Source organism: Phenylobacterium sp. (genome assembly GCF_020402505.1).
Taxonomy (GTDB): Bacteria; Pseudomonadota; Alphaproteobacteria; order Caulobacterales; family Caulobacteraceae; genus Phenylobacterium.
In genome coordinates this window covers 24,289-43,887 of record NZ_JADBZL010000019.1, presented here as the reverse complement: position 1 = coordinate 43,887, position 19,599 = coordinate 24,289, and the positions used below count along the sequence as shown (strand labels likewise).

The 19,599-nt window shown below is 68.8% G+C and carries 17 protein-coding genes; 12 read left to right on the top strand and 5 right to left on the bottom strand.

Translation table 11 applies throughout. The features are described 5' to 3' along the window. Nucleotides 1-55 precede the first annotated feature (55 nt). Entirely contained in the window at nt 56-316 is a 261-nt protein-coding gene (locus tag IM632_RS01495; RefSeq protein WP_296525196.1) for a hypothetical protein, read from the bottom strand. A gap of 298 nt (nt 317-614) precedes the next feature. Between IM632_RS01495 and ctrA the strand changes: the two genes are divergently transcribed. The 3 genes from ctrA to arsC all read left to right on the top strand — a co-directional run bounded on the left by ctrA (nt 615) and on the right by arsC (nt 4,194). After that, the gene (gene ctrA / locus IM632_RS01490; protein ID WP_293513292.1) at nt 615-1,310 is read left to right on the top strand and encodes a response regulator transcription factor CtrA; all 696 of its coding nucleotides are present in this window, start codon (nt 615-617) and stop codon (nt 1,308-1,310) included. A gap of 110 nt (nt 1,311-1,420) precedes the next feature. Next, nucleotides 1,421-3,829: a M20/M25/M40 family metallo-hydrolase gene (locus tag IM632_RS01485; RefSeq protein ID WP_296480248.1), complete on the top strand. Its 2,409-nt coding sequence runs from the start codon at nt 1,421-1,423 to the stop codon at nt 3,827-3,829. A 14-nt stretch (nt 3,830-3,843) separates the two neighbouring features. Further along, nucleotides 3,844-4,194 carry an arsenate reductase (glutaredoxin) gene (gene arsC / locus IM632_RS01480; RefSeq protein ID WP_293516183.1) on the top strand — a complete coding sequence of 117 codons (351 nt, stop codon included), beginning with the start codon at nt 3,844-3,846 and terminating at the stop codon, nt 4,192-4,194. A 60-nt stretch (nt 4,195-4,254) separates the two neighbouring features. Here arsC and IM632_RS01475 read toward each other — a convergent pair whose 3' ends face one another. The 3 genes from IM632_RS01475 to ubiG all read right to left on the bottom strand — a co-directional run bounded on the left by IM632_RS01475 (nt 4,255) and on the right by ubiG (nt 7,842). Then, nucleotides 4,255-5,337 (bottom strand): Zn-dependent alcohol dehydrogenase, encoded by a 1,083-nt coding sequence (locus IM632_RS01475; RefSeq protein ID WP_293513298.1) that lies wholly within the window; start codon nt 5,335-5,337, stop codon nt 4,255-4,257. Nucleotides 5,338-5,446: 109 nt separating this feature from the next. Next, nucleotides 5,447-7,060 (bottom strand): long-chain fatty acid--CoA ligase, encoded by a 1,614-nt coding sequence (locus IM632_RS01470; protein ID WP_296480252.1) that lies wholly within the window; start codon nt 7,058-7,060, stop codon nt 5,447-5,449. 32 nt (nt 7,061-7,092) lie between these two features. Beyond that, the gene (ubiG, locus tag IM632_RS01465) at nt 7,093-7,842 is read right to left on the bottom strand and encodes a bifunctional 2-polyprenyl-6-hydroxyphenol methylase/3-demethylubiquinol 3-O-methyltransferase UbiG (RefSeq protein WP_296480254.1); all 750 of its coding nucleotides are present in this window, start codon (nt 7,840-7,842) and stop codon (nt 7,093-7,095) included. A gap of 125 nt (nt 7,843-7,967) precedes the next feature. Between ubiG and IM632_RS01460 the strand changes: the two genes are divergently transcribed. Next, complete coding sequence (locus IM632_RS01460) at nt 7,968-9,218, top strand: aspartate kinase (RefSeq protein ID WP_296480256.1); 1,251 nt, start codon at nt 7,968-7,970, stop codon at nt 9,216-9,218. Nucleotides 9,219-9,224: 6 nt separating this feature from the next. On the opposite strand, the gene IM632_RS01455 is transcribed toward IM632_RS01460, so the two are convergent. After that, a complete protein-coding gene (locus IM632_RS01455) occupies nt 9,225-10,958 on the bottom strand; it encodes an alpha/beta fold hydrolase (RefSeq protein ID WP_296497132.1) in 1,734 nt (577 codons plus the stop codon). A gap of 122 nt (nt 10,959-11,080) precedes the next feature. Here IM632_RS01455 and IM632_RS01450 point away from each other — a divergent pair, with 122 nt between their 5' ends. The 8 genes from IM632_RS01450 to prmC all read left to right on the top strand — a co-directional run bounded on the left by IM632_RS01450 (nt 11,081) and on the right by prmC (nt 19,584). Then, complete coding sequence (locus tag IM632_RS01450) at nt 11,081-11,785, top strand: phosphatase PAP2 family protein (RefSeq protein WP_296480259.1); 705 nt, start codon at nt 11,081-11,083, stop codon at nt 11,783-11,785. A 134-nt stretch (nt 11,786-11,919) separates the two neighbouring features. After that, entirely contained in the window at nt 11,920-14,190 is a 2,271-nt protein-coding gene (ptsP, locus tag IM632_RS01445) for a phosphoenolpyruvate--protein phosphotransferase (protein ID WP_296480261.1), read from the top strand. 78 nt (nt 14,191-14,268) lie between these two features. Further along, the gene (locus IM632_RS01440) at nt 14,269-15,189 is read left to right on the top strand and encodes a helix-turn-helix domain-containing protein (protein WP_296480263.1); all 921 of its coding nucleotides are present in this window, start codon (nt 14,269-14,271) and stop codon (nt 15,187-15,189) included. A 41-nt stretch (nt 15,190-15,230) separates the two neighbouring features. Then, nucleotides 15,231-16,355 (top strand): flavodoxin-dependent (E)-4-hydroxy-3-methylbut-2-enyl-diphosphate synthase, encoded by a 1,125-nt coding sequence (gene ispG, locus IM632_RS01435; RefSeq protein WP_296480266.1) that lies wholly within the window; start codon nt 15,231-15,233, stop codon nt 16,353-16,355. Nucleotides 16,356-16,454: 99 nt separating this feature from the next. Further along, nucleotides 16,455-16,748 carry a hypothetical protein gene (locus tag IM632_RS01430; RefSeq protein WP_293513316.1) on the top strand — a complete coding sequence of 98 codons (294 nt, stop codon included), beginning with the start codon at nt 16,455-16,457 and terminating at the stop codon, nt 16,746-16,748. 129 nt (nt 16,749-16,877) lie between these two features. Beyond that, the gene (gene prfA / locus IM632_RS01425; RefSeq protein WP_296480268.1) at nt 16,878-17,954 is read left to right on the top strand and encodes a peptide chain release factor 1; all 1,077 of its coding nucleotides are present in this window, start codon (nt 16,878-16,880) and stop codon (nt 17,952-17,954) included. After that, on the top strand, nt 17,954-18,718 hold the full coding sequence (locus IM632_RS01420) for an MOSC N-terminal beta barrel domain-containing protein (RefSeq protein WP_296480270.1): 765 nt from the start codon (nt 17,954-17,956) through the stop codon (nt 18,716-18,718). Before prfA ends, IM632_RS01420 begins: the two co-directional genes overlap by 1 nt. After that, nucleotides 18,715-19,584: a peptide chain release factor N(5)-glutamine methyltransferase gene (prmC, locus tag IM632_RS01415; RefSeq protein ID WP_296551946.1), complete on the top strand. Its 870-nt coding sequence runs from the start codon at nt 18,715-18,717 to the stop codon at nt 19,582-19,584. Before IM632_RS01420 ends, prmC begins: the two co-directional genes overlap by 4 nt. The last annotated feature ends 15 nt before the right edge of the window (nt 19,585-19,599 follow it).

The following is a 19,599-nucleotide window of genomic DNA, read 5'->3' as shown; positions in this document are numbered from 1 at the left end:
GAGCATGTTTCCCACAGGCTTAATCCGTCATTAAGAGGCCGTTGTGAAGCAGGGGTCAGAAACGCTGGGGCGGCGGCTTCGTAAGCCAAAGCGTGCGCCCCATCAGGAACCCCAGCGCCACCCCGCCGAGTAGCGCCGCGCCAAGGCTTCGACCAGGCCGCAGCCGCACCTCATCGGTCAGGCTGAAGGGCTGCGGCGGAAGCGCCTCCAGGGGGGCGGAAAGGTCCTGGTCCCTGCGACCGTCCGCGAGGGACAGGCCAGCCCCGGCCTCAGCCAGAACCACGGGACCGGGATCAGCATCCAGATCCGAGGACATACGAGACTCTCCCATCTGCCGACCCTATCGCCGCAAGGATATGGGGCTTCGTGCTCTCTTCGCCAGTCCGGGCTGGCGCGAGTCATTCGCCCCGAATGTCCAATCACAAAAGATTCAACACGACCTAGGGCGCTCAGGTCCGGGAAGGCTTGCCGGTGATTCGCAAAGCGGGTTAACGATTTCGCCATCAAGGTTACCGACGTTAACCTTTCTTAAATTAACCCTCTGGCAGGGTGAAGCTGCTGGGCTCTGTCGAGAAGCGAATCAGGGCCGGAGCGAGAGGGGCAAGGAGGCGAGTATGCGCGTACTGCTGATCGAGGACGACAGCGCAACGGCTCAGAGCATTGAATTGATGCTCAAGTCCGAGGGGTTCAATGTCTATACGACCGATCTGGGTGAGGAAGGCGTCGATCTGGGCAAGATCTATGACTATGACCTCATCCTGCTGGACCTGAACCTGCCGGATATGAGCGGCATGGACGTGCTCCGCAATCTCCGGGTCGGAAAGATCGACACGCCCGTCATGATCCTCTCCGGCACCACGGAGATCGACACCAAGGTCAAGACGCTCGGCGGCGGCGCCGACGACTACATGACCAAGCCCTTCCACAAGGACGAACTGGTCGCCCGGATCCACGCGGTGGTCCGCCGGTCCAAGGGCCACGCCCAGTCCGTCATCCGCACCGGCGACATCCTGGTCAACCTCGACACCAAGACGGTGGAGGTGAACAACCACCGGGTTCACTTGACCGGAAAGGAGTACCAGATGCTGGAGCTCCTCTCCCTCCGCAAGGGCACCACCCTGACCAAAGAGATGTTCCTGAACCACCTCTATGGCGGCATGGACGAGCCCGAGCTGAAGATCATCGACGTCTTCATCTGCAAGCTGCGCAAGAAGCTGGCCGCCTCAGCGGACGGCAAACACTACATCGAGACGGTATGGGGGCGCGGGTATGTGCTCCGCGACCCGATGGAGGGCCAGGCTGCAGCCTGACCCGCCCGAGCGACGAGTTTCCGGACGCCCGCCCGCAAGGCGGGCGTTCTTGTTTCCGGGAAGAGCAGCGTTAAGATTTGCTCGCCGTTCCGGGGGGAAGGGAAATGAAAATGAGTCGGCTGATCGCCCTGTTTCTGGCCCTCGCGGTCGCGCTTGGCCTCGCCCTCCTGGCCGGGCGTCCGCCGGCGCCCCGACCTGCCGACGCTCCGACGGAGGCCTTCTCGGCCATCCGGGCCCTGGCCGACGTGGGCGTCATCGCCCGTTCGCCCCACCCCGTCGGTTCCCCAGAGAATGCGCAGGTCCGCGATTATCTCGTCCTGCGGATGAACGCCCTGGGCCTTTCTCCCGAGGTCCGGCCCGACTTTGGCTTCAGGCGCATTGACCGGATTTCGCAACCGGTCTTCCTGGGAGGCGCCGTCGAGAACGTCGTCGGCGTGCTGCCGGGTAGGGACCGGTCGGCCCCGGCCCTGGCCATCATGGCTCACTATGACAGCGTCCCGAACTCGCCCGGCGCCGCCGATGACGCCGCAGGCGTCGCGACCGCCCTCGAGCTCGCCAGAATCCTCAAGGCTGGCCCTCCCCCCGCGCGGGACGTCATCTTCGTGATCACCGACGGCGAGGAAGCCGGGCTCCTGGGCGCCCAGGCCTTCTTTTCGGGCGATCCCCTTGCCCGGCGCATTGGCTTCCTCGTCAACATGGAGGCGCGCGGCGGCGGCGGACTCGTCCAGATGTTTCAGACGGGCAGGCACAACCAGGGGACCATAGACCTGCTGCAGGCGGAGGCGCGCCGACCGACCGCCTCATCCCTCGCCGTCCTGCTCTACTCGGTCATGCCCAACGACACGGACTTCACCGTGGCCCGGGGCGCCGGGGTCGCTGGCCTGAACTTCGCCTTCATCGGTCGCCAGTTCGATTATCATGCGCCCAGCTCGACTGCGGCCAACCTCGACCTTGGAAGCCTGCAGCACATGGGCGACCAGGTGACCGCCGTAGCCCTGTCGGTCGCCCGGGCGCCCTCGCTGCCCGAGGAGGGACCGGACCAGGTCTTCTCCCACGTCGCCGGAGACCTCCTCGTCGCCTATCCGGCGGTCATCGGCTGGGCGATCCTGCTCGCCGTCGCCGGACTGCTCGCCCTGGCGGTCCGGAACGCCCGTCGGCTCGGCGCCCTGGACGCCCCCGGCGTGGTGCGTGGGTTGGGGGCAGGGCTCTATCTCTTGCTCCTGACTGGCGCCCTGCTTCACCTTGCCCGCCGCATCGCCGCGGGTGGAGGCGGCTTCCTCGAGCAGAGGGCGCTCCTCGCCCGGGCGGGCGTCTGGGAAGTCGCCCTGCTGCTGATAGGCCTTGCCGTCCTCCTCCTGGCGCCACGCCTCGCCGCCCGAGGTCGAAGCCGGCTGCAGGCCAGCGCTCTGGCCCTGGCGGCCGGTGCAGCGGCCCTTCCGTTCGGATGGGACCTCGCCGCTGTCGCCCTCGGTATCGCCGCCGCCGTCACAGGCGTGATGACCTTCGGCCCTCCTGTGCGTGTCGCCCCGGCCTGGACGGGCGTGCTGCTCTCCGCCCTGGTCGGCGCGGCGGTCCTTCAGGTCGTGGCGCCCACCGCCGCCTTTCTGGTTGCCTGGCCCTTGCTGGCCGCCGGCCTGCTCGCACTGGCCACGGACCTCGGGGCCTCCCGGTCCCGCTGGCGCCTGCCCGTGGCGGGCGTCCTGATCGGGGCGCCGGTCACAGCCTGGCTGCTGGGTTATGCCCATGGAGTCTTCCTCGGCCTCGACCTGCCGGCCCTTCTCGCCGGCTTCGCCTGGCTGGCCGCCCTCACCCTCTGGCCGCTGCTCCATGGAGAGCCCGAAGACACGATAGGCGAGACGCGGATGGCGCTGGCTACAGCAGGCGCCGTCGCCACAGCTCTCGCCCTCGCCGCCTTCCTGCGCCTGGTCCCGCCCTGGACTGAGCGACATCCAGAAGTCACCTTGGTCCAACACCTGCACGACGCGAATACCGGACAGGCCTTTCTTATCTCTCCGGAGCCCCGTCTCTCGCGCTGGAGCCGTTCCGTCCTGAGCCGGGAAGGCGGAAAGCCCGCCAAGGCGCGTGATGAGCTGGTGGCGCGCGGCGCCTACTGGTCCACACCGGTCAAGTCCGTCGCCCTGAAGGGGGTCGAGACGACGATGGAGCGCCTGACGGATGGCCGACAGAGGCTTGTTCTGCGGGCGCCGGTTGAGGCCCGGGGGCTGAGCCTGGACCTTCGCAGCAACACCCTGGTGGCCGAGGCCACCGTGAACGGTCGGCCGGCCGCGCTCCTGACCACCCCTGGCGTGTGGAACCGGATTCGGCTGCAGGCGCCGCCGCGTGAGGTTGTCATCGAGTTCCGGCCGGTAGGCCCCGGGACACTCGAAGCCCGCACCCTGACCCGCCTGTCGGGATGGCCGGTCGGCCTTCAGCCCCTGCCCCCGAGGCGCCCGTCAGAGCGACCGTTCGGGGACAGCGACACCGCCCTGGTGAAGGCCGGGCGCACCTTCAACTGGTGAACAGGGAGACAAGCGTGTCCGAGGTGGTCATCTACCACAACCCCGCCTGCGGGACCTCCCGCAACACCCTCGCTCTGCTTCGTGAGAGGGGCGTCGAGCCCAGGGTGGTCGAGTACCTCAAGGCCGGTTGGACAGAAGCCCAGCTGAAGTCGCTGGCCGCCCGGGCGGGGCTTCCCCTGCGGGCCTTCCTTCGCCAGCGGGGTACGTCCGCCGAGGCCCTGGGCCTGACCGGAACCGGGGTCACCGAGGACCAGCTCGCCGCCGCCATGGTCCGCGAGCCCATCCTTGTGGAACGGCCCGTGGTGGATGGTCCCCGAGGCGTCGCCGTCTGTCGCCCCCCGGAGAAGGCGCTGGACCTGATCTGAACGGCCCCCGAAGACGGGCCCCGCCATGAGGCGAGACCCGGGTCCGGTTCTGGGAAGGGATCAGTCGAAGACGATGACCGAACGGGCGAGGCCGCCCTTCTTCATGTCGGCGAATCCCTCGTTGACCTGGTCGAGGCGGATGCGCTGCGAGATCATCTCGTCGAGCTTGAGCTTGCCCGACATGTAGAAGTCCACGAGGCGGGGCATGTCGACCGGGAAGCGGTTGGAGCCCATCAGCGAGCCCTGGATACGCTTCTCGCCCAGGAAGGCCGCGCCCGGCAGGGTCACGTTCTGGCCGATCGGGATCATGCCGATGATGTTGGCCGTGCCGCCCCGGCGCAGCATGTTGAAAGCCTGTTCGGCGGTCTTGGACAGGCCGATGGCCTCGAAGGCGTGGTGCACGCCGCCGCGGGTCATCTCCAGGACCTCCTTCACCGCATCCGTCTTGGAGGCGTCGATGAAGTCGGTGGCGCCGAATTCGCGGGCGAGGTTGTCCTTGGAGCCGAACATGTCGACGGCGATGATCCGGCCCGCGCCCGCGATGGCCGCACCGTTGATCGCCGACAGGCCGACGCCGCCGCAGCCGATGACCGCCACGGTCTCGCCGGGCCGCACGCCCGAGGTGTGGATGGCGGCGCCCACGCCGGTCATCACCGAGCATCCGATCAGGGCGGCGCGGTCCAGGGGCATGTCCTTGCGGATCGAAACGCAGGCGTGCTCGTGGATCAGCATGTACTCTGCGAAGGAGGACAGGTTCAGGAACTGCGGCAGGGGCGCGCCGTTTTGGGTCAGGCGGGGCTCATCCCCGGAGTCGCGCTTGGTCTCGGGGCTGACGCAGAGCGACAGCCGGCCGGTCAGGCAGCTTTCGCAGTGACCGCAATAGGCGGACAGGCAGGTGATGACATGGTCGCCCGGCTTCACGGTGCGGACTTCCGAGCCCACAGCCTCGACGACGCCGGCGCTCTCGTGGCCCAGCACGGCGGGAAGCGGGTGCGGGTAGGAACCTTCCATGAAGTGGAGGTCGGAGTGGCACAGACCTGCGGCCTTGGTGCGGACGAGGACCTCGCGCGGACCGGGTTTGTTGATCTGGACGTCTTCAATCTGAAGCGGCTTGCCCACTTCGCGCAGAACGGCGGCCTTCATGTCGGCATCTCCCCAAGTCTCGCCCCTGCGGGCGTTTACGACGCGCCAGCCTGGAGGCTGGATCGGGAGAGACCTTATCGCCCTTGGGGCGACGCGCGCCAGACTCTTTTCAGCCTGCGGCCAACCCCGCCCTCAGCTCGCGCTTCAACACCTTGCCGGTCGGTCCGATGGGCAGGGCCTCGACGATCCGGACCTCGTCGGGAACCCACCACTTCGCCACCCGGGCGGCGACGTGCTCGCGAAGGGCCTCCGGGGCCGCCGCCTGCCCCGGGCGGAGCACCACCAGCAGGAGGGGGCGCTCGTCCCACTTCGGGTGCGGTACGCCGACAGCGGCGGCGAGGGCGACAGCCGGATGCGAGGAGACCGCATCCTCGAGGTCCAGGGTGGAGATCCACTCTCCTCCGGACTTGATCACGTCCTTGGCCCGGTCGGTCAGGCGCAGGTAACCCTCGGAGTCGATGGCGGCGATGTCGCCTGTATCGAACCAGCCGTCATCGCCAAAGGCCTCGGCGCCGTCGTTCCTGTAGTAGGCCGAGGCGACCCACGGCCCCCGGACCTGCAGGGCGCCGGACTGACGTCCATCATGGGGAAGGACGGCCCCGTCCTCCCCGACGATCCGGAGTTCCACGCCCCAGTTGGCCCGCCCCTGCCTCTGCTTGCGGCCGAGCGCCGCCTCAGTGGTCTCACCGGCATGGGTGGCCAGAGGCGTATTGATCACACCCAGGGGGCTGGTCTCCGTCATGCCCCAGATCTGGCGGACATCTGCGCCCAGCCTGTCCTGGACCCGGGAGATCAGCGAGGCCGTGGGGGCCGAGCCGCCCACCGCGACCGTGCGGACGCTGTTCAAGGACTGGCCGGCGCCGTCGAGATGGTCCAGCACGCCCACCCAGATGGTCGGTACCCCCAGGAGGAAGGTCGCCTGCTCGGCCACCGCCAGCTCGCAGACCGAAGGACCGTCCAGGTGTCGGCCCGGCAGGATCAGCTTGGCGCCCACAAGGGGGGCAGCGTAGGGCGTGCACCAGGCGTTGGCGTGGTACATCTGGGCGCAGGGCAGGATGGCGTCGGCAGCGCCGAGGCCAAAGCAGTCGGGCTGGATCACCGCCATGGCGTGCAGCACGGTCGAGCGGTGTGAATAGAGCACGCCCTTGGGGTTACCCGTGGTCCCCGACGTGTAACAAAGGGCCGAGGCCTGTCGCTCGTCCAGATCAGGCCAGTCGAAGTCCGGGGCGGCCGCGACCAGGAGGTCCTCGTAGACCAGGGTCCCCTCGGGTGCGGCGGTGGGCGGGCTCGCCCGGTCGGTGAGCGCGATGACGGTCTTCACCGTCTCGAGGCGATTGCCGATCTCGCCGACCAGGTCCGCGAAGGTGATGTCGTAAAAGAGCAGGGAGTCGCCGGCGTGGTTCGCCACCCAGGCCACCTGGTCCGGATGCAGCCGGGGATTGATGGTGTGCAGCACCGCCCCCAGGCCGCTGACGGCGTAATAGAGTTCGAAGTGACGGTGGGTCGACCAGGCCAGGGTGGCGACCCGATCGCCCGGCCCCACCCCCAGGTCCCGAAGGGCGTTGGCCATGCGCTTCACGCGGGCAAGGGCGTCGCCGTAGCCATAGCGGTGGATGGGCCCCTCGACCGTGCGGGTGACGATTTCCCGCGTCGGATGCCAGGTGGCGGCGTACTCGAGGATGGAGGGCAGGGTCAGGGGCCTGTCCATCATCAATCCGAACATGCGCCGCCCTCCCTCCGGACGGTGCGCCGGGATCAGCCCGACTTGCGCGTCACCGTCATCATGTAGTTGACCCCGGAATCGGACGACAGGCGCCAGGCTCCCGACAGCGGGTCGAAGCTGACCCCGAAAGGCCCCTGCATGTCCAGCGGCTCGGTCACCAGGAAGCCGCGCAGCTCATCGGGCGTCAGGAACTTGCGCCAGTCGTGGGTGCCGGCGGGAAGCCAGCGCAGGATGTACTCCGCCCCGATCTTGGCCAGGGCCAGGGCCCTGAGCGTGCGGTTGAGGGTGGCGACGATCATCAGGCCGCCCGGCGCCAGCAGGCGCCCGCAGGTGCGCAGGAACTCACCCGGATCGGCCACATGCTCGATGACCTCCATGTTGAGGATCACGTCGAAGGGCGCGATCCCTTCGGCCTCGAGGGCCTCGGCGGTGGAGCAGAGGTAGGTGACGGGAACACCGGTCTGTTCGGCGTGGGTGCGGGCGGTGCCGATGTTTCGCTCAGAGGCGTCCACCCCGGTCACGTCGAAGCCGAGGCGTGACATGGGCTCGGACAGCAGGCCGCCGCCACAGCCGATATCCAGCAGGCGCAGGCCCTCGAAGGGGCGACGGTCTCCCCCGTCACGGCCGAAGTGGGCGAGACCCCGCTCGCGGATGAAGGACAGCCGGACCGGGTTGAACCGGTGAAGGGGGGCGAACTTGCCCTTCGGATCCCACCACTCGGCGGCGATCCTGGAAAACCGCTCAACTTCGGCGGGATCGACGCTGGAACGGGCTTCGGCCATGTGGCGGACATATCAGAGACGCCGCCACCCTGAACAGGGGAAAGCCCCGTCCCGCAGGTGTTGCCCCCGCCCCGCCCCGTCGCTAGAAGGCCTGTCTTTCCCGTCTGGAGTGCAGGTTCCGAGCCATGTCGCGGCTGGTCATGAAATTCGGCGGAACCTCTGTCGCCGACCTCGAGCGCATCCGGCGCGTCGGGCGGCTCGTGGCCGCCGAGGTGGCGGCTGGACACCGCGTCGCCGTCGTGGTCTCCGCCATGGCCGGCAAGACCAATGAGCTGGTGGCCTGGACCGACGCCGCCGGCCCGGCCGCCGAGGGCCTGCCGACCTCGGACGACGAGTACGACGTGGTGGTGGCCTCCGGCGAGCAGGTGACCGCAGGCCTCCTCGCCATGACCCTGCGCAATATGGGCCTTTCCGCCCGGTCCTGGATGGGCTGGCAGGTGCCGATCGTCGCCGACGACGCCCACGGCCGCGCACGTATCGACGACATCCCCCCCGAGAAGCTTTCGGCCGCCCTCGATGGCGGCGAGGTGGCGGTGATCGCCGGCTTCCAGGGAGTAACCGCTTCTGGCCGGATCGCCACCCTTGGGCGCGGCGGATCCGACACCAGCGCCGTCGCCATCGCCGCCGCGGTGCGGGCCGAGCGGTGCGACATCTACACCGACGTCGACGGGGTCTACACTACGGACCCGCGCATTGAATCCCGAGCCCGGAAGCTGGCGCGCATCTCCTACGAGGAGATGCTCGAAATGGCGTCCCTGGGCGCCAAGGTCCTGCAGACGCGGTCCGTCGAGCTCGCCATGGCTCAGAAGGTGCCGGTGCGGGTCCTGTCAAGTTTTGTCGAGCCCGGCGAGGCCCCGGGCCAGGGCACCATAGTGTGCGACGAGGAAGAGATCATGGAAAAGCGGATCGTCAGCGGAGTCGCCTACAGCCGGGACGAGGCCAAGATCAGCCTGTTCGGCCTGCCTGATCATCCGGGAGTCTCTTCTGTTATCTTCGGAGCCCTGGCCGACGCCAATGTGAACGTGGACATGATTGTCCAGAGCCACGCCAGGGTCGCCGATACGGCAAACATGGAGTTCACCGTCGGCAAGCGCGACGCTGGCCGGGCCGTCGAAATCGTCCGCGGCCTAAAGGACCAGATCGGCTTCGAGGACGTGAAGGTCAACGAGGATGTCGCCAAGGTCTCGGTGATCGGCGTCGGCATGCGCAGCCATGCGGGCGTCGCCAAGACCATGTTCGGGGCCCTGGCGGAGAAGGGCGTGAACATCCAGGTCATCTCGACCTCGGAGATCAAGATCTCCGTCCTGATCGATGCGGCCTACACCGAGCTGGCCGTACGGGCCCTGCACGCCGCATACGGCCTGGACCAGCTCTGAGCCGACCTACCGGTCCCGTGCAGCGGGCGGGAAGGTCATCGGATAGTCCGGCGACCAATGGTTCGCCGTACCGCTTGTCACGTACCAGCACAGAAACAGGGCGCAGATCAGCCCGCCCGGCAGATAGCTGTTCGTCCGCCTCCAGGTGAAGACGGCGATCATGCCGACAAAGGCCAGCAGGGGGATGAACTGGAGCGCCACGATCACGTTCAGCGGCTCGGTCGGGGTCAGCAGCAGGCCGGTCGAGAAGAGGGTTGCATACTGCAGGACGGCCAGGGCCAGAAAGCCGCCGCCCATGACGCCCGCGGCGGTCAGGTAGGTCAGCCGCCGGCTTTCCCCGTCTACCGCGAGAAGGGCGCAGAGGCTCCGCACGACGATTACGCAGTGCAGGGTCCAGAGCGGCAGATAGGCCAGGAAGATCGGCCACCGCGCCTCCGTCAGGGGCCGGAAGCCGAGCACCCAGAACCGGAAGTCAACATGCAGCAGCCGGTCAACGGCGGCCAGAGCCAGAGCGACGGCCCCGACTGACAGGACGGCTGCGACCAGGGAGCGCGGGATATCGAGGCTGAACACCGGTCGGCCCCGCCTCAGGAAGAGAGCGATGACAATGGCCAGGACGGTGTTGGCGAGGGCCCAGACCAGGAGCTGGTTCTGGACCCATTGGGGAAACAGGGCTGAGGGAAGCCAGAGGGCGCCCAACTTCATGAAGGGCAGGTAGGTCAGGGCGGGCAACACCGCCGTCAGACCGAGGGCCAGCCAGCCGCCAAGACCGCGGACCGCCGCCGCCGGCTCCGGGCTGCGTCGCAGGCGTCCCAACCCGGGGAGGCTGAGGGCCATCTCAAAGGCGCCCAGGAGGAGGACGCCCGCACCCACCAGCGCCAGCAGGGTTCCGGCTTCCTTCCAGAACCAGACCTGGTCCTGCGCCGGTAGGGGACGGCCCTCGCCCTCCAGCCGGGCCTGCATCCAGTCGACCACGGGCGTCACCCCGCCGGCGGAGAAATGTTCCCAGGGGTGGGTGACGCGGGGAAGATCGAGACGCCGCGCGGTCCCCAGGGCGGGGTCGCCATAGATCCGGCCCGGCTCCACCCGGGTATCGACGCCGAACACTGTCTTCAGCTTGGCCGCATCGGGCAGGTTCGTCCCGCGGGGCGAGCGCCACATCAGACCGGCGAACTCATCGAGGCCGCCGAAGACGACGTTGAGGTTCCGCGGGAAGTCCGGGCGGACCTCGTCAGGGGGACCGAACAGCCCCGGGGCGGATCCCACGAGGGCCACGGCGCGGTAGCCGTCGGGCTGGGCGTGGGCGGCGGCGAGGACCGGCCCGCCCCCCATACTGTGGCCGGCGAGGCCGACCTGCTGAGGATCGACGAAGGGCTGGCTCCGCAGGAAGGTCAGGGCGGATGGCCCGCCAAAGCCCACGGCGCCGACATTGCCCCCCGAGCCGCCATGACCAGTCATGTCCATCGCCAGGACGACGAATCCGCGCCGCGAAAGCTCGATGGCGAAGGGACTCTGCATCTCCCGGGTGTTGATGTAGCCGTGGCTGAGCAGGACGCCGGGCGCGCGGCGCCCCGCCTCGAGCCCGGGAGGCCTGTAGAGCAGGCCGGACACGACGGCCCCTTCAGGCGTCCTCCAGCGGGCCTCCTGGACCTCCACGCCGCCTGAGGTCTGCACCCGCCAGGCCAGCAGGGATCCTGCAACGATCAGAACGAGGCCAATCAAGGCCAGCCGGTAGCGCATGGGACTCCCCCCCGATAGGCTCCGGGCGGTCAGGCGCCGCCTTGAGTCACGGACTATGACGAGGTGACGGGCCCCCGACAATGCGATTACCCTGACGACCCTGATCCGAGGAGTTCCGAGTCATGCCCCACGCCCTGGGCCTTTCCCTGCTTCACCTGATCATGGGCGGCTATCTGATCGGCCAGCCGCCCATCGACTCGGTGCGGCTCCTGCCGCCGCCCCCTGCCCCGGGCTCAAGCCAGGAGGCCTTTGACCGGACGACCGCCGCCGCCGCCCGCGCCGGTGTGGACGGCCCGGCCTGGAAGTCGGCGATTCGCGAGGTGAGCATTCCCAACGCCGACTTCATGCAGACCCTGTCCTGCGCCGTCGGCGTCCAGGTGTCGGCGGACAAGACCCCTGCGGTGCAGAAGCTGTTCTCTTCGGTCACGGCCGACTTCGTCGGCCCCATGGAACGGGCCAAGTCGACCTGGAAGCGGCCGCGTCCCTTCACCGTGGACGGCGGCCCCGCCTGCGATCCCCGGGTGGCCGCCGGTCAGGGGGAGAAGCTCGGCTACGCCTACCCCAGCGGGCATGCGGGGCTGGGCTGGCTGCTTGCCCTGGTGCTCTCCGACGCGGCCCCGGGCCGGGCGGACGCCATCCGCGCCTGGGGCGCAGAGGTCGGCCAGCACCGGGTGGACTGCCGGGTCCACTGGGCGAGCGACGTCGCAGCGGGTCGGATGCTGGGCCTTGCGGTCTACGAGCGGGTGGCGTCGACCCCCGCCTACCAGGCCGACATAAAGGCGGCGGCGGCGGAAATCGCCAAGGCGCCGCCGCTGTCCTGTCCCTGACGCCCGGCTGCGCCCACAAAGCAGGCGCCTGATCCGCGAGCGCTCCCCGCACGGGCATTTGTTTTCCGTTCTGTCACCCCTTCCTGCTAGAAGGCGGGCGGGAAACAGGTTTTCTCCCCTGACGCGAGGAGCCATTGCCGAGTTCGACCGCCAGTTTCGCCGTGCGGGGGCAGCGCAGTCTGCTCCGGCAAATCCGCGAGGCCCTCGCCTCCGGCGGACCTGTTCAGGCGCGCCTGGACATGGTGGTGCGCATCATCGCCCGATCGATGGTGGCGGAGGTCTGCTCGCTCTACATGCGCCAGGCGGACGGGCACATGGAGCTGTTCGCCACAGAGGGACTCTCTCCGGACGCGGTGCACCTGACCCGCATGAAGCCGGGCGAAGGCCTGGTGGGCGAGATCATGCGCCTGGGCCGACCGCTCAACCTGTCCGATGCGCCCAATCATCCCGCCTTCTCCTACCGTCCGGAAACGGGCGAAGATCCCTTCCACGCCTTCATGGGCGTGCCGCTGCTGCGGGGAGGCCGGGTCATTGGCGTCCTTGTGGTGCAGAACCGGACCGAGCGGGTCTACTCCGAGGACGAGGTCGAGGACCTGCAGATCATCGCCATGGTCCTGGCCGAGATGGTGGCCGGCGGCGAACTGGCGGCAGAAGGGTCGCTCCAGAACATCGACCTGGTGCCCAAGAAACCCGAGCGACTGAAGGGCGCGCGCTTCGCTGAGGGTCTCGCCCTGGGCGTCGCGGTCCTGCACGAGCCGCCGGTGGCCCCCTCAGACCTTCTCGCCGAGGACGTCGCCGCCGAGGAGAGTCGACTGAGGGAGTCCATCACGACTCTGCAGGCTCAGATCGACAGCATGCTGGAGGGTCAGCATGGCCTGGTTGAGGCCTCCTACGAGGTCCTCGAGACCTACCGGATGTTCGCTCACGACCGCGGATGGCGGCGCTCGCTGGAGGACGCCGTCCGCAACGGGCTCACCGCCGAAGCGGCGGTGGAGCGCGTCCGGTCCGAGCACCGCGCCCGGCTGGGCCAAGCCAGGGACCCCTACCTCCGGGAAAGACTCCATGACTTCGAGGACCTGGCGGACCGTCTGCTAAGGCACCTTGCCGGCGACGCCGGCCTGGCGCGCGAACTGCCCGAGAACGCGATCCTGATCGCACGGAACCTGGGGCCGGCGGATCTGCTCGAGTATGATCGAACGCGGCTGAAGGGCCTGCTCCTCGAAGAGGGATCGACCGCCAGCCATGCGGCCATCGTGGCCCGGGCCCTCGACATTCCTTGCGTCGGACGCCTGCCGGGACTGAGGGACAAGGTCTCGGAGGGCGACACCGTCATCGTCGACGCCGAAACGGCGGAGGCCTACCTGCGGCCGCGCCCGGATGTCGTGAAGGCCCTCCAGGCCCGGCTCGACGTCCGCCTTCAGAGGCGCGCCGAGTTCGCTCGGCTCCGGGACCGGCCCGCCGTCACCCAGGACGGGGCGAAGATCCAGCTCCTGATGAACGCCGGCCTCGACGTCGACCTGGACATGCTGGGCGAGGCGGGGGCCGAGGGGATCGGCCTCTTCCGCACCGAGTTCCAGTTCATGGTCGCCGAGGAAATGCCGCGCCTGACGGCCCAGACCGCCCTCTACAGCCGGGTCATGGATGCAGCCGGCGGCCTGCCCGTCACCTTCCGGACCCTGGACCTCGGGGGCGACAAGGTCCTGCCCTACATGGAGGCCGAGCGAGAGGACAACCCGGCCCTCGGCTGGCGGGCCGTGCGCATGGGCCTGGACCGGCCCGCCCTCCTGCGCCTCCAGCTGCGGGCGCTGATCGCCGCCGCCCGGGGCCGGCCGCTGAAGATCATGTTCCCCCTGGTCGCCAGCGTGGATGAATTCCGGGCGGCGCGCGCCCTGGTGGACCAGGAGGTGGCCTGGGCGAACCGCAGGGGGCGGCCGGAGCCCGCCCGGCTGGATGTGGGCGCCATGATCGAGGCGCCCTCGGTGATCTGGCACCTGGACGCCCTTCTGCCTATGACCGACTTCGTGAGTGTCGGTACGAATGACCTGATGCAGTACCTCTTCGCCGCCGATCGCGGGAATCCCCGCGTTTCCGAAAGGTACGACTTCCTCTCTCCGCCGGCCCTTCGGGCTTTGGAGATGATCCAGAAGGCCTGCGCCGAAACCGGGACGCCGGTCTCGGTCTGCGGGGAAATGGCCGGCCGTCCCCTCGAAGCCTTCGTCCTTGTGGCCCTGGGATTTGAGGCCCTCTCCATGCCCCCGGCAGGCATCGGGCCGGTGAAGCAGATGGTCCTCTCCTGCGACCGAGCGGCTGCCCGACGCGGGGTCCAGAGCCTGATCCGCAGCGCCGCCGGCTCGATCCGCAACGAGGTGGAGACCCTGGCCCGCAAGCTTTACCTGGCGATCTGAGACCGGGTCCAGGGGTGCAATTGGCCTGACTCCTCCGCCATGCTATCGGCGACACGCGCTCGGAGGGTCGTCGCCATCATGGCTGAGGAAGGTGAGAGGGACGCCGGGACGGCCTCGCCCGCACCGGACCTGCAGGATGGCGAGCACGTCGGCGACGCCCTGCGCGCCATCCGGGAGGCCCGTGGGCTCAGCGTCGCCGATATCGCCGCACTGACGCGGATCCGGCCCGCCTACCTGGAGGCTATCGAGGCGCTCCACCTGAAGGATCTGCCCAGCCGTCCCTTCACCATCGGCTATATCCGAGCCTACGCCCAGGCTCTGGGTTTGCCCGGCGACGTGGCCATCGCCCGGTTCAAGGCTGATGATCCTGATCGCAATGACGCCCTTCGCCCGCCCGTCGGGGTGCGGCGCATGGCTGATCCCAGGCTGCGGTTGATGATGCTCGCTGGCCTGATGATCCTGTCGGCCATCCTCGTCTGGAACCTGGTCCGGCGGGGAACGCTCAACGAAGAGGGGCGGCGGCCCGCCAGCATCGTCGCCACGGCGCCGGTCGAGGCCGCTCCCACCGGCGCGATGGTCCTTGGCGCGCCCTTGCCCGCACCGGTGGAGTCCAACGCCCCACCGCCCTACCTGACCCCCGGCCTGGAGGCGGAGCTGTCCGCCGCGCTTCCCGAGGGCCTAATCGCGACGGAGGATCCCACGCTTCTTGACCTGGGCGAGACCTTCGCGCCCCGGGGGCGCGTGCATGGCGCCGCTGGCCGGGTGGTCCTTCAGGCGCGACGGCCCACCACCCTCATCGTCTGGGGCCCGGACCGGTCGACCTGGTTTGCGCGGCAGCTTGCGGCTGGGGAAGCCTACCGGACCGACCCTGTCCCGGGCCTGTCCTTTGAGACCGTGGAGGCAGGGGTCATAGCCGTCTACCTGGACGGCAGGTCCCGGGGTGTGCTTCCGGCGGGAATAACTCGCGGATCGGCCCTGACGCGCCCGCCGCCCGCCTGAGCCGCCTTGGGAATTCCGCCTGGCCGCCCTATTCTGTCACCATGTCCGAGACCCATGCCCTGCGCCCCTGGCGCACCATCGTCCGCCGCAAGAGCCGAAAGATCCGGGTCGGAAACGTTGAGGTCGGCGGTGACGCCCCGATCAGCGTCCAGTCCATGACCAACACACTGACGGCGGATGCCGCGGCGACCATCGACCAGGTCCGGCAACTGGAGGAGGCCGGGGCCGACATCGTGCGGGTCTCCTGCCCGGACGAGGCCTCCACCGCCGCCCTGCCGCAGATCGTCAAGGCGTCGAAGGTCCCCATCGTCGCCGACATCCACTTCCACTATCGCCGCGGCATCGAGGCGGCGAAGGCCGGGGCCGCCTGCCTGCGGATCAATCCCGGCAACATCGGGAGCCCGGATCGCGTGCGTGAAGTTATCCAGGCCGCGCGGGACCACGGCTGCTCCATCCGGATCGGCGTCAACGCCGGCAGCCTTGAGAGCCACCTGCTCGAGAAGTACGGCGAGCCCTGCCCCGACGCCATGGTCGAGAGCGCCCTCGACCATGCCCGCATCCTGCAGGATCACGACTTCCACGAGTTCAAGATCAGCGTGAAGGCCTCGGACCTCTTCATGACGGTCGCCGCCTATCAGATACTGGCCGAGGCCATCGACTGCCCCCTCCACATCGGCGTCACCGAGGCGGGAGGCCAGCGGATCGGCACCGTTAAGTCCGCCATCGGCATGGGCGCCCTCCTCTGGGCCGGCATTGGAGACACCCTGCGGGTCTCCCTGGCTGCGGACCCTGTCGAGGAGGTGAAGGTCGGCTTCGACCTGCTGAAGTCCCTGGGCCTCCGCCACCGAGGGGTCAACATCATCGCCTGCCCGTCCTGCGCCCGGCAGGGGTTCGACGTCATCCGGACAGTCGAGACCCTCGAGGCCCGGCTGGCCCACATCGCCACGCCCATGAGCCTTTCGATCATCGGCTGTGTGGTGAACGGGCCGGGCGAGGCTCTGATGACCGACGTCGGTTTCACCGGCGGCGGCAAGGGCTCGGGCATGGTCTATCTGGCTGGCAAGGCCGATCACAAGATGGACAACGACCGGATGGTCGACCATATCGTTGAGTTGGTGGAGCGCCGCGCCGCGGAACTTGAAAGCGCGTCCCTGAGTCCCACCTAAACTGGCTGCCGCGGCGAGTCCGTCGATGGCGAACGGAAGCGCCGCTTGCAAGGCCTCGCATGGCCCGATGAGGCGCCGCTTCGCAAAGAGGAGAGAGCCATGTCTGCGGACGGCAACTGGAAGATCACGATCAACACCCCGATGGGCGCTCAGGAAGTGAACGCCTCCATCACCACCAACGGCGATACCTTCACCGGCAAGACCACCGGCCGCATGGGCGACCAGGAGATTTCCGGCAAGGTCGACGGCGACAAGCTGATCTGGTCGTCTGCCATCACCAGCCCCATGCCCATGACCCTGGAGTTCGAAGCCACCGTCAGCGGCGACAGCCTGTCGGGCAACGTCAAGCTCGGCGCCTTCGGCAACGCCAGCATGACCGGCGTTCGCGTCTGATCCCGACCGGATCCGGGGCGGCCCGCTCGTAGCCGCCCCAACTTCCGCCGGAGCGCCTCCTGGGATTTGGCAAGCCGGATGCCGCGGGCTAAAAGCCTGGGCTCCGCTCCTCCCTGAGACTCCCGCCCCGTGCGACTTCCCCAAGCCCGACTCGACCAGGTTCTCGGCCGTTTTCACGAGATCGAGGCCCGGATGTCCGCCGCCTCCGATGGGGCGGAGATCGTGCGCCTGTCACGGGAGCACGCCGAACTGAAGCCTGTGGTCGAAGCGGTCCGTTCCCTGGAGAAGACACGGGCGGAGGCGCCGGAACTGGAGGAAATGGCTGTCTCGGGCGACCCGGACATGTCCGCCCTCGCCCGGGACGAGCTGGAAGCCTTGAAGGCCCGCCTGCCGGCGCTTGAACGCGAGGTCGCGCTCCTGCTTGCGCCCCGGGACCGGGACGAGAACGCCTCGGCCATCCTCGAGGTCCGGGCCGGGACCGGCGGCGACGAGGCGGCGCTCTTCGCCGGCGACCTGTTCCGCATGTACCAGCGCTACGCCGCCCTCCACGGCTGGCGGGTGGAGATTGACTCCGTCTCCGAGGGCGAGGTCGGCGGCTACAAGGAGATCATCGCCTCGATCACCGGCGAGGGCGTCTTCGGCCGACTGAAGTTCGAGAGCGGCGTCCACAGGGTCCAGCGGGTGCCCGAGACCGAGGCCGGGGGCCGCATCCATACCTCTGCGGCCACCGTCGCCGTCCTGCCGGAGGTGGAGGATGTGGACATCGAGATCCGCGAGGCGGACCTGCGCATCGATACCTACCGGTCGTCGGGAGCCGGCGGCCAGCACGTCAACAAGACCGATTCCGCCGTGCGCATCACCCATATTCCCACCGGGATCGTCGTGACCTCCTCGGAGAAGTCCCAGCACCAGAATCGGGCGCGGGCGATGAAGGTCCTGCAGGCCCGTCTCTACGACATGAAGCGCGAGGCGCTCGACGCCGCCCGGGCGGACTCCCGCCGCAGCCAGGTGGGGTCCGGAGACCGCTCCGAGCGTATCCGCACCTACAACTTCCCTCAAGGGAGGGTCACGGACCACCGGATCAATCTGACCCTCTACAACCTGGCCAAGGTGCTGGAGGGGGAAGCCCTGGACGATATCATCAACCCGCTGATCGCCGAGGACCAAGCGGCCCGTCTGGCCAGCCTCGAGGCGGAGTTCGCCTGATGGAAGCCCTCATCACCGGCCTGTTCCGCTATCCCGTGAAGGGCTTTTCGGCCGAGCCCCTGTCCGAGGCCGAGCTGGTTCCCGGCCGCGCCATCGCCCAGGACCGGCGCTGGGTGGTCGAGAACGGACCCTCCGGCTTTGACCCGGACGCCCCGGCCTGGGTCCCCAAGATGAAGTTCGCCGTCCTCGCCGCCCACCCGGTGGTGGCCGCCGCCCGGACGCGGGTGCAGGGCTCGGACATCTCGGCCTCGGCGCCCGGCCGGCCGGACTTCCACGGCGACCTCGCGGCGGCAGCCGGGCGGGAAGGCTTCGGCGCCTGGGTCGAAGGGCTCCTGGGCGAGGACGCCCGGGACGGGGTCCGCGTCCTGCAGGCCCCGGACTACCATTTCCTCGACCACCCCGCAGGCCACATCTCCATCGTCAACCTCGCCAGTGTCCGCGACCTGGAGGCCCGGATCGGCAAGCCCGTGGATCCCCTGCGGTTCCGCGCCAATCTCTATGTCGAGGGCTGGCCGCCCTGGGTGGAGAACGACTGGAAGGGAAAGAACCTCCTGCTCGGCCTTGCCCGCGCGACGGTCTTCGCCCCGATCGTCCGCTGCGCCGCCACCGAGGTGGACCCGCAGACCGCGAAGAAGGACCTGCCCCTGGTCGAGCACCTCCTCGAACAGTACGGCCACCGGGACTGCGGCATCTATGTCCAGGTCACCCACGGGGGCACGGTGCGGGTGGGCGACGCCTGCAGCACCCCAGGCGAGCCGGAGTGAGCCGGAACCTGCTCCAGGCCTGGCAGAGCGCCCGGGCCCGTCTGGAGGCGGCGGGCGTACCTGGACCGGTCATCGACGCCCGGGTCCTCGTGGAGGCTGCCTGCGGCGTGACCCGCGCCGACATCGTGAGCGATCCCTATCGAGAACTCGACCCCGAACAGACCGCGCGCCTGGACGAGTACCTCGCGCGACGCATCCAACGGGAGCCGGTCAGCCACATCCTGGGCCGCCGGGGCTTCTGGAACATCATGCTCGGCGTGACGCCTCACGTCCTGACCCCGCGACCCGAGACGGAAGTCATCGTCGATCACGCCCTGCGACTTTTTCCCGAGGGCCGGCCCTTCCGGATCCTGGACATGGGCGTCGGGTCGGGCGCCATTCTGCTCGCCATACTCGCGGAGCGGCCGGCGGCGCGGGGACTTGGCGTCGACGTCTCGGAAGAGGCCCTTGCCGTCGCCCGCGACAACGCCGCCAGCCTGGGCCTGTCGGGCCAAGTCGCCCTGCTGCGCGGGGACTGGTCGGCTGGTCTTGCGGAAGCCGACTTCGACCTCGTGGTCTCCAATCCCCCCTATATCGCCACGCAGGTGATCGAGACCCTGGACCCCGAGGTCCGGGTCTATGAGCCCCGCCTGGCCCTCGACGGGGGACCGGACGGACTGGACGCCTATCGCCGCCTGGCGCCCGAGATTCTGCGCGTGCTCAGGCCAGGGGGCCGATTCCTCGTGGAAATCGGCTATGATCAGAAGGCGGCGGTGGAGGACCTGTTCAGCCAGGCTGGCGCTGTGGAAGTGGAGACCCTCCCGGACCTGTCGACCCATGACCGGGTCGTCGCAGGTATGAAAAACCCCTTGGAAACTGCCGGCTGAGCCGCTAGACGGAGT